Here is a 12,810-nt window from a genome sequence, read left to right as displayed (position 1 = left end):
ATATAATAATGATTATAGATTTAACACCTAAGGCTACAGAAGAATTAACAAAGATTGTGGAAACTAAAAAGACTGAAAAACCTTTGAGGATTTATATTGCAGGTTATGGTTGAGGTGGTCCATCATTTGGATTAGCTCTGGATGAGCATAAAGAAGGAGATATTGAAACTAAGATAGATAGATTTACATTTTTAGTAGAAGAAGGTTTGGAAGAAAGTTTTGGAAAATTTACAGTAGACTATAGTGACAATTGGATAAAAAGAGGATTTACAGTAATACCAGATAGAGGCAGCAGTGGATGCTAGGATAAAAAGATAGGGAAACCTATCTTTTTTATTTAAGGAAATGGAGAAAATGTGATATAATAGAGAAACATAGTGAATAACTAAAAGTGAATAGTTAATAGTTTTAAGTAAGGCTTTTGGGTCTTTAAGGTTTTAACTATTAGTTATTCACCATTAACTATTAACTAATAACGGAAGGGTTGGTGATGAAAATGGATTCGGGTCCTTTGCCCAGTAGTATTAAAAATAGGATTTTAAAAATAATAAATAGAGAACCATTTTTATCACAGAACATGGTTCTCTAAATTGGAGGGAGAACATGGATGAAAGAAGACTCTTAGAATTATTTGAGCAAAAAAAGTATATAGAAATTAAAAGAGAATTATCAGAAATGAACGAGGTTGACGTAGCAGAGCTTTTAGATCCATTAGATGCACATATGACGCTATTAATATTTAGAATGCTACCTAAGGATTTGGCAGTAGAAGTATTTGCCCATTTTTCTATGGAGCAACAATTAGGCATTATAAATTCTGTAACAGATAAAGAATTAGAATATATTATGGATGAACTTTTCTTTGATGATATGATTGACTTAATAGAAGAAATGCCAGCAAATATTGTAAAGAAGGTTCTAAAGTCTACTAAGGAAGATGAGAGAAAGTTAATAAATCAATTTTTAAGGTACCCCGCAGATTCTGCTGGAAGTATAATGACAATAGAGTACGTAGACTTAAGAAAGGGCATTACAGTAAAGGAAGCACTAACCCATATAAAAGAAACTGGTCTAAACAAGGAAACTGTATATACTTGCTATGTAACTGACAGAAAGAGAACTTTAGAAGGATTTGTTTCCTTAAGAACTTTAGTTACATCTGATGAAAACTTGCTTATAGATGATATCATGGAAAATGAAGTAATTCGTGTAAATACTCACGATGATCAAGAAAGTGTAGCAAATGTATTTAGAAAATATGGATTCTTAGCATTGCCAGTAGTAGATAATGAAAATAGACTTACAGGAATTATCACAGTAGATGACATTATGGACATTATGGAACAAGAAGCCACAGAAGACTTCCAAAGGATGGCCGCAATGGCACCATCAGAGGAAGCATATTTAGATACAGGAGTATTTACTTTGGCAAAGCATAGATTGCCCTGGCTTCTAATACTTATGGTTTCGGCTACATTTACGGGAAGAATAATGGGAAAGTTTGAAAATGTATTAGCATCTGTAGTAGTGCTTAGTACATTTATTCCAATGCTTATGGATACTGGAGGAAACTCAGGGAGTCAGTCTTCAACTTTGATAATAAGAGGATTAGCTACTGGTGAAATAACTACTCATGATTGGTGGAAAGTACTATGGAAAGAGTTGAGGATTAGCTTTATAGTTGGGGTGGCACTTGCTGCTATCAATTGGGTAAGACTGATATTATTAGAAAAGACAGATATTCTTATAGCTGTGACAGTTTCCATAACCATAGTAGTAACAGTTATGGCTTCGAAGATAGTAGGTGGTGTTTTACCGTTGGTAGCTAAAAAATTAAAAATGGATCCAGCTATAATGGCAGGTCCACTAATTACAACTATAGTAGATGCACTAGCTTTGATGGTATACTTTGGTATAGCTACAGTATTGTTAGGACTATAACAATGTACAATATATAATTTACAAATGAAATGTAGGAAATGGATATGTGTTATTTCTTTAATAAAGAATAAAAGAATTAATGAGAGTCTAGGAAACTAGGCTCTTATTATTTTTTGAATATATCCAGATAGAGGAGAATAAGATATTTATAGTGAATAATGAATAGTTTTAAAAACTAGAAACTGAAGAGTTTAATCTTTTAACTATTAATTATTCATTAGATAAACAAACCCTAAAGGACTACTGAACAGTACCCTGCGGGGAAAATATTAGTAGCTAAGCGATGTACACAAAATTAAAAACCACAATTTTGGTACCCTGCTTATATTAGTTATTCACTATCTTGGGGGTGATAGAATGATCAATATCATTTGGGCAGCTCTAATTATTATAGGATTTGGAGTTGGGATTGTAACAGGAGAATTAGATGCTGTAACAAATGCGGCTATAGAGAACGCTAAATCAGCTGTAGAGCTGGCAATTGGGCTAATAGGTGTTATGTCATTATGGTTAGGAATAATGAAAATAGCAGAGGATTCTGGACTTATAAGAGGAATATCAAGGATACTCAAGCCAGTTATGGTGATTTTATTTCCAGATGTACCAGCTGAACATCCTGCAATGGGAGCTATGATAATGAATATTTCAGCTAATATACTAGGGTTAGGAAATGCTGCAACACCTTTTGGACTAAAAGCTATGGAAGAGTTACAGAATTTAAATAGGCATAAGGACACAGCAACCAATGCAATGGTTACTTTTCTTGCAATAAATACCTCATCGGTGACTCTGATACCTGCTTCAACCATTGCTATATTATCAGCAGCAGGATCAACTAATCCTACAGAAATAATAGGGCCAACTATAATTGCTACTACTATATCTACTGCTGCAGCTATAATAGCAGCAAAGTTTTTACAGAGGCTTCCTAGATATGAAATAAAAAGGGTTAATGGGAGGCAGGGGAGGGATATCAGATGTTCCTTGAAATAATGCAACTTTTATCTAAATTTGCAATTCCTTTTATGATAGTTGGCATCATATCCTATGGAATGAGTAAAAATGTTAAAGTTTATGAATCATTTGTAGAAGGAGCAAAGGATGGATTTTCTACGGCAATAAGAATAATACCTTCTTTTGTAGCCATGCTTGTAGCCATTGGAGTTTTTAGGGAATCAGGAGCTATGGATATTTTAATTAAATTAATAACACCTGTTATTGAAATCTTTAATATACCAGGAGAAGTAGTGCCCATGATATTAATGAGACCTTTATCAGGATCTGGTGCTCAAGGAATAATGAGTGAATTGGCTGCAAACCATGGACCAGAATCTTTAATAGCTAGAACAGTGGCAGTAATGATGGGATCTAGTGAGACTACATTCTATGTGCTAGCAGTATATTTTGGGTCAGTATCTATAAAGAAGCAACGACATGCATTAGCGGCTGGATTAATAGCAGACTTGGCAGGAGTGATTTCAGCAATATACATAACAAGGCTATTTTTTGGGGGATAGAATTAGTGAAGAGTGAAGAGTGAAGAATTTTGAGTGATGCTTTAGGGTATTTAATAAAAAAGCTTCGAATTTATTCGAAGCTTCCTTAACTATTAACTATTCACTATTAACTATTCACTATTAACTATTCACTATTAGTTATTCACTATAAAAGCTTCGCTTTTATACAATGTATTTTTCCAAGTCTTTGCTAAATTCCACGCTGACTTTTTTAAACTCATGTATACTTTCAGTCATTTTTCTAATCTCTTCAGTATATGTTTGCACATTAGCAGATACTTCTTGAGATGAGGCAGAGTTTTCTTCAGCGATGGCTGCCAAGGATTCTATACCCTGAGATATATTATTTATATTATTAGTCTCGTTTGTAAGTTCATTTGTTAATTCAATGATTAAGTCAGATACTTGTGCTATAGAATTTACAGATGCTTGATTTTCTTCTGCAACTGAATTTAGTTTAACATTTTCCCTTTCAAGTATATTAAACTGATCTGATATATCAAATACAAATCCATCTATATCTTTAATAAAGGATTCTAAGTTATCGTTGATAGTTTGAACTGCCTCTTTAGAGCCTTCTGCAAGCTTTCTAATCTCTAATGCAACAACAGTAAATCCTCTTCCATATTCTCCAGCCCTGGATGCTTCTATACTGGCATTTAGAGCCAATAAATTGGTCTGCTCAGCAATTTTTTCAACAGTTTCAACAATATTCCGAACTTCAGTAGCCCTATTTTGTAAATCTTGGCCCTTAGATTTTACTTGAGAGAACTGTAATAGTATATGGTTTAAGCTATCAGATGTAGACTTTAAATCTTCAAACCCCCTATTTATTTGTTCAACAGCTGATTCTAGTTCACCTTTGCCTAGGTTTTCTTTTCTAACAACATCATTTAAAGAAATAATCGAATTGTTTAACTGATATGCTACTTGTTCAGTTTCTTCGGCTTGATTTATAGCTCCTCCTGCCACCTGTTCTACTACATTTGATATTTCAGATGAAGTAAAGCTCATATTACTAGAAATCTCGGCGAATTTATCAGCAAAAACATTTAACTCATCGGTAGTACCCTTATATCCTACAAAGTCTGTTTTTATAGATTCTTTTAAATCCTTCAACTTATCATTGATATCTTCAAAGAAATCATTAGTAGATATATTTTCCACTATAGACAAGTCTTTATTCTTAATTTCATCTAAAGAACTATAAATGGATTTAAGAGGTTTAAACAGTCCTTTACTAACCAAAAATGGAACAAGAGTAGAAAGAACTAAAATTCCAGGGAAGGCTATTGACGGAACTACAAATTTAGATAACAAAACTCCAGGAATACCTACTAATAGAAGGGAAGATAAGGCAATTTTTCCTTCCATATTCTTCATAAATCCAAAAGATAATGCTTTATTAAATCTAAATTTCTTTTGATAATAAATCTCATCAGGAAAAGTGATGGATATCTTTGTGAAATCCTCTGTTTTCTCTAAAGTTTCAATATTAATGTCCTCTTTAAAATATTTAGCAGCACCTTCCAACATACCGTGGAAATAAGGAAACATTCCTCTAGAAGAATTATAAGTCATATGTGCAGTATATTTATCTATGGGTTTTATCCCTAAAATAGGAGGTTTTGCACCAGTTATTCTTTTAGTAACTACAACATGAATATCATACATTGCTTGAAGAAAAGAATATAGATTCTTGTATCTAAAGAATGCAGGATAAACCTTAGAATAAGTAATGACATTGTGATTACCCATGGTTCTCCATACCTCATCAGAGGTTTTTCCTAGTTTTTTAGCAATGTAGTCAAGGATTCCTCTAGCCACCTTATCTTCAATATCTTCCGTAGGTGTAAATATTTTATTTGGACTAATATTAAAATAATCTAATGCCTCGTTTGTTATATTTTCTCCATACAGTTTCCTACAAGTTTGTACCCATGCAGAAACAATAGTACCTTTCAAAATTATTTCCCCCTTGTTATACAATTAACTATATTATATCACAGTATTTGTCAAAAATCCCAATATTTTCAGTCATATAGCTTTTATAATATCTAATCTTATGGCCCTTTTATAAAGTCTATCAGGGAGCTTTACATCGGAGATAATGAGCATTTAAATATGTATTACTTTGTGGAATAACATAGAAATATAATCAATGCAATAAAAGACAGAAATCCAGAAAAGGCAGCTAATGCAATGATAGAGCATATAAAATTGATTGAAGTAGATATACTTAAACTAAATTCTGGAGAAAAATAAAAAAATTAATAAAAAATAATTGCTAATTATAATTGACAAAATAACTCAATAATAGTATAATAATTTATTTGTTTGACAAAATAGGAATTCTATGATATAATGCATACATGAGTGTCCCAAACACTTCTTCTGCCCTCTACTGTCGGGGAGCAATTAATGGAAGGTGGTTTGCTATATTGGAAAAAGATATATTGATTAGGATTCGTAAGGACATCGAAAAATGTATTGACAAAACTGTAATACTAAGAGCAAATAAGGGTAGAAAAAAGACTATAGTTAGAGAAGGAATATTGGAGGCAGCATACCCTAATTTATTTGTTGTGAGGATTAATAACGAATATGATAGTAGTAGAAAAGTATCATATACCTACACAGACATATTGACGGGAACCGTAGAAGTAACTGTTTGCTCACAAACCCAACCACAGGTAAAAATATCTTGAAAAATAACTGTACATTGATTGTACAGTTATTTTTGTGTCTTTATTCATTATTTAGCACATTTACGCATATATATCTTCATAGGATAGTTATATGAAATAATTAGGGGGGATATTATGTCGATTGAGTTAATAAAAGATGTCTTACGGATTGAAGAACTAAGAGGAAAAGAAGACACCCAAGCCTTAGTAGAAACAGAAGTTTACTTGAATCCATCAAAAGCAGATCTGGGGAAAGTACTTTGGACAGATGGTCTAGTAGAAATACTTAGTACTAAAGTAATAAGGGATAGGCTAGTAATATCAGGAGTAGTAAAATTTAAAGTAGTCTATAAATCACAAGAAGAGGAAAATAATATATATACAATAGATGCTAACGCAGATTTTAGAGAAGAAATAGAAATATCAGGGATTACGGAAGATATGTCAGCAACCATAAAATCTAATATTGAATACATAGAGGAAGAGATATTAGATGAAAGAAAATTATCTCTAAAGGCCCTAGTAAGTCTTGAAGGGAAAGTAGAGCAGGTTAATAATATAGAGATAATTAAGGATATAGGAGAAAAACAAAATCTACAGACATTAAAAGAAACTATTAAGTATAAGGAGATCTATGGTAGGGAAACATCCTATGCTATCGTAAAGGAAGCTTTTGAAATAGGAGAAGAAAAGCCAGTCATGGAAGAAATACTTAAGATGACTATACAAGCTTACGAGCAGGAAGCTACTGTAGTAGAAGATAGAATAATAGTTTCAGGTATGGTAAACGCTAGGATAGTTTATTATGGAGAAAATAGGATTGCCACAGTAGAAGAGGAAATACCTTTCAATCATTTTTTAGAAATGCCTGGAGCATTAGCTGGATCTCAGGAAGAACTTATTATAGAAGTGGTGGAAGGAAGCTATGAGGTATTGGAGAATGATGAAGGAGAACTTAAGATATTAGACATAGAAGCAAAACTAAGAATATCAGGTCTAGCTTATTCAGAAAATGAAAAAAATCTAATAGTAGATGCATATTCAACTAAGGAAAAAATTAAAATAGGAATAGGAGAAATTAATTTAATTGAAAATATAAAGAGTACAATTCATAGAGAAAATATATTGAAAGATTTATCTGAATATAGAATAAAGGAACTATATAATATATCAGGACACCCAACTATTATAGACAGCAGAATTGTAGATGATGAGTTAGTAGTAGAGGGGATTCTTTCATTACATGGAATTTATCTGGATTCTGATACTGGTGAAATCAATACATTGAGAGAGGAAATTCCATATAAATATTATTTACCTATGGAAGAAAAAGTAATAGATCCACTGATAGATATAAGTTTAGACTTAGAATCTATTAAATCAAATATGTCTAAAGATATATTTGTTATAGAAGGAACTATAAAACATAAAATAAAAATCAATAGAAATAGATTATTATCTGTAATAAATTCATTAGAAGAAACCGGAGAGATAATAGATAAGAAAAATCGTCCTAGCATAACAATTTATATAGTACAAAGAAATGATATATTATGGGATATAGCTAAAAGGTATAATACAACAATAGAAGAAATATTACAGGCAAATGAAAATTTAAGTCCAAACAATATAATGCCAGGAGAGAAAATAATCATTGAAAAAACAATAGATATATCTTTTTAAATTTGTATCTTTATAGTATCGTAGGAACTATGGTATAATGGAAAGGTAAATTTTCACAAGGGAGAAGTTTAAATGAAAGAAATCGTATTAGAGTCCTACGGTAAAATCAATTTAGGTCTCGATGTATTATATAAAAGAGAAGACGGTTATCACGAAATAAATACTATAATGCAGCAAATAAGCCTTAGTGACACATTGATTATAAGAGAAATCGAAGAAGATATAGAATTAGATTGCAATAATAAAGAGCTTCCTCTAGATTCTACAAATTTAGTATATCGTGCATGGAAGAAGATGCAGGAAAAAACTGGCATAAACAAGGGTATTCAAATAAATATACACAAAAACATTCCAATAGCAGCTGGATTGGCAGGAGGTAGTGCAAATGCAGCTGCTGTTTTAAAGGGACTAAATCAACTTTGGGGCTTAAACTTAAGTGAAGAAGAATTAAGAGAAATAGGAATTGAAATTGGTGCAGATGTTCCATATTGTATTATGGGAGGAACCGCTTTAGCGGAGGGCATAGGTGAAAGATTAACGAAAATTAAGTCATTTAAAGATAAGGATATACTATTAGTTAACCCAGGTATAGGTGTTTCAACTACTGAAGTATATGGAAATCTTAGACTAAATAAAGAATTGAGAATGGATGTAGAAAAAATAATATCTTCTATAGAAAGAGATGATATGAAATCTGTGGCAGATAATATAACTAACGTTATGGAAGAAGTAGTTATAGAAAAGAATCCTATTATATCTCAAATCAAGAAAGATATGGTGAATTATGGTGCCTTAGGTGCTCTTATGAGTGGTAGTGGACCAACAGTCTTTGGGTTATTCGATGATATGGATAAACTTAAATTTTGCAAACAAATCTTAACAGAAAAGTATTCTAAAGGGATAGTTCTTTTGGCAAAGACAATTTAATACTAAGATGTATATATTACCCATCTTTTGTAAAGTATATAAATTACAGGAGGTGGGTTTTTTGTTTTCTAAATTACTTCAAGCATTAAAAGGAATCATTAGTAATTATACTATTTTGATGATAATTGCTGTGGGAATCTTTACTCTAATATTTGATGGAAGAAGATATAGACAAAAAGGATATATGAGAGAATTAAAGATAGTTAAGATTATATCTTATTCCTATATGGTCATAGGTGGTTTGATGTTTATTCTATTATTAATGATGTAGGAGGGTAATGTATGCAAAAAATATTACTCAAAGATCTAGAGAAAAATGAAGAAGTATTTAAGACGTTATTTACTGATTGCGATGATATAATATTTAGAAAAATAGAGATAGGCGATGTTTACAGGGTAAAGATGACTTTAATATATATAGATGGATTAGTAAGTAAGGAATATATTGCAGAGCATGCTATTTATTCGTTATTTATAGAAGAAGAGATAAAAACTTTCTCCCTCAAGGGGTTTAAGACCCCTTTAATAGATATAATTTCAAAAGAGGCCTTGACCACCATAGATGTAAAAGAAGAATTTCATATAGATAATATAGCAAATTCAGTACTTTCTGGTGATACAGTAATCTTAATTGACAAAGTGGATAAATGTTTGGTATTTGATTCTAAAGGTTGGGCTTCTAGAAGTATTAGTGAGCCACAGACGGAAACAGTAATAAGAGGACCAAGGGATGGATTTACTGAATCAGTAAAGGTAAATATGACCTTAGTTAGAAGAAGAATAAAGGACACAAACTTAAAAATTAAGATGCAAACAGTAGGTAAAAGATCTCAGACTAGCTTAGCAATAATGTATATGGAGGATATAGTAGATAAAACCTTAGTACGAGAAGTGAATGAAAGGTTAAAGTCTGTTGATATTGATGCCGTATTAGATAGTTCTATGTTGGAAAATTTAATAGAGGATAATTATATGTCTGCATTTCCTCAAATAGAGAATACAGAAAGACCAGATTCAGCGGCGGCAGCTCTCTATGAGGGCCGTGTAGTTATTATAGTAGATAATTCACCTTTTGCACTAATAGTACCTGCCACAGTAGGTACACTGCTTCAATCATCAGAAGATTATTATACTAGATGGCAAGAAGCTCAGGGAGTTAGGATTTTAAGATTGGCAGCAGTGGCTCTATCCCTTCTATCTCCTGCTCTCTATATAGCTATTATCTCGTATCATCCAGGGCTGCTTCCTACAAAATTAACATATTATTTAGCAGCCAGTAGAATCAATGTGCCATTTCCCGCAGTCGTGGAAACTTTCTTAATGGAAGTTACCATCGAACTTATAAGAGAAGCTGGTACAAGGATTTCTGGCCCTATAGGTACTACCATAGGGATAGTAGGTGGGCTTATAATCGGTCAAGCAGCAGTGGAAGCAGGAATAGTAAGTGCTATTTTAATAATTATAGTAGCTATAACTACCATAGCTTCGTTTGCCATACCTAGCTATGAATTTGCAGCAGGCTTAAGAGTCTGGAGATTTATACTTATTTTAGGTGCAGCTATCTTTGGGTTATACGGCATAATGCTTGGAGTTATTCTCTTAGGGACACATCTGATTAAATTAAATAGTTTTGGTGTGCCATTTACATCACCATATTCAGGTTTAGGAGTAGGGACTGGTGAACTAAAGGATACTTTAACTAAGGCACCAATTCAAGAACTTAAGGAGAGACCTACCTTCACACGACCAAGGAATAAGATAAGGATGAGGAGATCTTGGAAAGATGAGAGAAAGTAATAAAATATCAACTAACCAAATAAGGGCATTAGTAGTTTCCACCATAGTGGGAGTAGGTATATTATCCCTTCCTAACGAAGTAGCAGTATTTCTCGGTAAAGACGGATGGATAGCCATAATAATCGGTGGATTACTTATGGCTGCTGGGATTGTAATTATCAACAAATTATTTGAGCTCTATCCCGATAAAGATTTCTTTGAGATAGGTGAGGAAGTGTTAGGGAAGTGGATATTTAATATATTCCTTATTTTTGTATTTTCTTATCTTGTAGCCTTAATGTCTTCTGTTGCTAGAAATCTAGCTGAAATATTGAAAGCATTTCTCTTAGAGACTACACCAACTGAGATAATGATAGTGACTTTTGTACTTACCACATCCTATATAGCTAGATCTGAAATTCAAATAATTGGTAGGGCAGCATATCTTATATATCCAGTTATATTAGGATTCATAATATTTTTGATACTTGTATCATTGCCAAATTCAGATTTTACGAATATACTTCCTGTATTTCAATCTAGTATGAAAGGCTTACCCAAGAGTATAGAGGTTAGCTTTTTTAGTTATTTTGGATTTGAAATATTATTATTTTCAATACCCTTTGCTGAAGAAAGGGAAAAAACTCTTAAGGCTAGTCTTACAGGAATTGGAATTGTAATAGCTATGTATGTCATCATATTTATACTTTGTTTGTCCCAATATGGAATACATCACTTACAAAGGCAAACTTTTCCTACATTATCTATTATAAAGGAGATTGATTTGCCGGGATATTTTATAGAAAACTTAGATGGATTAGTGATGGCTATCTGGGTTTTAATTGTATTTGCAACTATGGCTTCGACCTATTACTCTGCGGGAAAGGTTCTATCAAAGTTATTTATTACAAGAGACCATAGTTTATTTATTATACCTCTATTACCAATTGTATATATAGTATCATTAATTCCTCAGAACATTATAGAGGTAAGTAAACAATTAGGAACATTTATAAATTACTCTGGGTTAGTATCAATATTTATATTACCCATATTAATTTATTGTATTGGATATATAAAGTTAAGGTGGAAAAGAAGATGAAGAAATTCAAATTAATATTAATTATAATAATTTTAACCTTTTTAACTACAGGATGTTGGGATATGATAGAAATAAATCAAAGATTATTTCCCTATTCCATAGGAGTAGATTTAAACGATGGAGAAGGGGAAAAATATATTATAACCATATCATATCCAAATATAAATGCCATAGGAAAGAATGCAACTCAGCAGGAAAGAGTCCATGTAATATCGACTATAGCACCATCTGTTTTTCAAGGAAGCTCTCAATTATATACAAGGCTGCAATATCCATTTTATTTTAAACATCTGAGAGTGCTGGTATTAGGACATGAAGTTGCTAGAGACGGAGATGCAATTAGAGAAATATTAGATGGACTTAATAGAGATTTTGTTATAAATAAGAAAATACGACTTGTAATGGCAGAAGAAAAAGCCAGAGACTTACTTTCAGCTGTACCAGGAGCTAAAAGACAAGAAGTAATAGAAGGAACACTTTTTAGTATGCTTAGGCGAACAAGAACTACATCTAGATACACACCTCAAACTCTAACTGGATTCATTAAAAATACAGACATTGGAGGTGTAGCATTGATGCCTAGGACTGCAGCACATGGCGAAGATATAAAAGTATTTGGAGCATGTATATTTAAAAATTATGAATTCATAGGCCATTTAGGAGAATTGGAAAATAGAGCTATATCATTAATAAGAGGTAGCGTCAAGTCAGATATAATAGATGCTAAACTTGGAGATGCTCCTATATCATATTCATTAACTGATGCAAGCGCCAAAAAGAAATTAGTAAGAGAGGGAGAAAATTTAAAAGTAAGAATAGATGTGGAGTTAGAGGGAGCATTACAAGAATATATCTTAAGAGATAATCCTTTAATCGACAGTGCTAGCACACTAAAAGATATGGAAAAAGCAATAGAGACAAAATTAAAAGAAGAAATAAATAAGACTCTGGAGTTGCTGCAGAAAGAATATAAGGCAGATGTCATAGGAGTAGGAGAGTATATATCTAAATTTCATCCAAAAGTATGGAAAGAAGTATCAAAAGATTGGGATGAGATTTTTTCTCAAATGGATATAGAAGTAGCATTAACTGTTGAGATAAGAAGAAAAGGATTGGTGCAGTGACAATTGAGAGATAATTGAGAAACAGTAACTATAAAAAATGGAGAGCCTTCTGA

13 protein-coding genes are annotated in these 12,810 nt (G+C 32.1%); 12 read left to right on the top strand and 1 reads right to left on the bottom strand.

All coding sequences use genetic code 11. The features are described from left to right. Positions 1–8: 8 nt before the first annotated feature. The 4 genes from KQI38_RS22660 to KQI38_RS14080 all read left to right on the top strand — a co-directional run bounded on the left by KQI38_RS22660 (position 9) and on the right by KQI38_RS14080 (position 3,458). A complete protein-coding gene (locus KQI38_RS22660) occupies positions 9–305 on the top strand; it encodes an iron-sulfur cluster biosynthesis family protein (protein ID WP_338114399.1) in 297 nt (98 codons plus the stop codon). A 298-nt stretch (positions 306–603) separates the two neighbouring features. After that, complete coding sequence (gene mgtE / locus KQI38_RS14090) at positions 604–1,941, top strand: magnesium transporter (RefSeq protein WP_216560553.1); 1,338 nt, start codon at positions 604–606, stop codon at positions 1,939–1,941. Positions 1,942–2,298: 357 nt separating this feature from the next. Further along, positions 2,299–2,934, top strand: a complete 636-nt coding sequence (locus KQI38_RS14085) for a nucleoside recognition domain-containing protein (protein ID WP_216560551.1) — start codon at positions 2,299–2,301, stop codon at positions 2,932–2,934. Then, the gene (locus tag KQI38_RS14080) at positions 2,919–3,458 is read left to right on the top strand and encodes a spore maturation protein (RefSeq protein ID WP_216560549.1); all 540 of its coding nucleotides are present in this window, start codon (positions 2,919–2,921) and stop codon (positions 3,456–3,458) included. Before KQI38_RS14085 ends, KQI38_RS14080 begins: the two co-directional genes overlap by 16 nt. A gap of 162 nt (positions 3,459–3,620) precedes the next feature. Here KQI38_RS14080 and KQI38_RS14075 read toward each other — a convergent pair whose 3' ends face one another. Further along, positions 3,621–5,423 carry a heme NO-binding domain-containing protein gene (locus tag KQI38_RS14075; protein WP_216560547.1) on the bottom strand — a complete coding sequence of 601 codons (1,803 nt, stop codon included), beginning with the start codon at positions 5,421–5,423 and terminating at the stop codon, positions 3,621–3,623. Positions 5,424–5,612: 189 nt separating this feature from the next. Between KQI38_RS14075 and KQI38_RS22840 the strand changes: the two genes are divergently transcribed. From KQI38_RS22840 to KQI38_RS14040, 8 genes are all read left to right on the top strand, one after another. Then, complete coding sequence (locus KQI38_RS22840) at positions 5,613–5,723, top strand: hypothetical protein (protein WP_420857137.1); 111 nt, start codon at positions 5,613–5,615, stop codon at positions 5,721–5,723. Between the two features lie 176 nt (positions 5,724–5,899). Next, complete coding sequence (locus KQI38_RS14070; RefSeq protein WP_246565849.1) at positions 5,900–6,166, top strand: Veg family protein; 267 nt, start codon at positions 5,900–5,902, stop codon at positions 6,164–6,166. Positions 6,167–6,280: 114 nt separating this feature from the next. Then, entirely contained in the window at positions 6,281–7,828 is a 1,548-nt protein-coding gene (locus tag KQI38_RS14065; protein ID WP_216560526.1) for a DUF3794 and LysM peptidoglycan-binding domain-containing protein, read from the top strand. Positions 7,829–7,900: 72 nt separating this feature from the next. Beyond that, complete coding sequence (gene ispE / locus KQI38_RS14060; protein ID WP_216560525.1) at positions 7,901–8,755, top strand: 4-(cytidine 5'-diphospho)-2-C-methyl-D-erythritol kinase; 855 nt, start codon at positions 7,901–7,903, stop codon at positions 8,753–8,755. Positions 8,756–8,816: 61 nt separating this feature from the next. Further along, positions 8,817–9,026, top strand: coding sequence for a CLC_0170 family protein (locus KQI38_RS14055; protein WP_216560523.1), 210 nt, complete (start codon positions 8,817–8,819; stop codon positions 9,024–9,026). Between the two features lie 11 nt (positions 9,027–9,037). Beyond that, the gene (locus KQI38_RS14050) at positions 9,038–10,552 is read left to right on the top strand and encodes a spore germination protein (protein ID WP_216560521.1); all 1,515 of its coding nucleotides are present in this window, start codon (positions 9,038–9,040) and stop codon (positions 10,550–10,552) included. Further along, complete coding sequence (locus KQI38_RS14045; protein WP_216560519.1) at positions 10,539–11,633, top strand: GerAB/ArcD/ProY family transporter; 1,095 nt, start codon at positions 10,539–10,541, stop codon at positions 11,631–11,633. The genes KQI38_RS14050 and KQI38_RS14045 overlap by 14 nt, the downstream gene beginning before the upstream one ends. Further along, positions 11,630–12,757, top strand: a complete 1,128-nt coding sequence (locus KQI38_RS14040; RefSeq protein ID WP_216560517.1) for a Ger(x)C family spore germination protein — start codon at positions 11,630–11,632, stop codon at positions 12,755–12,757. Before KQI38_RS14045 ends, KQI38_RS14040 begins: the two co-directional genes overlap by 4 nt. Positions 12,758–12,810: the final 53 nt, after the last annotated feature.

The organism is Tissierella carlieri (genome assembly GCF_018917285.1).
GTDB classification, from domain to species: Bacteria; Bacillota; Clostridia; order Tissierellales; family Tissierellaceae; genus Tissierella; species Tissierella carlieri.
This window is presented reverse-complemented; position numbering and strand designations above follow the sequence as displayed.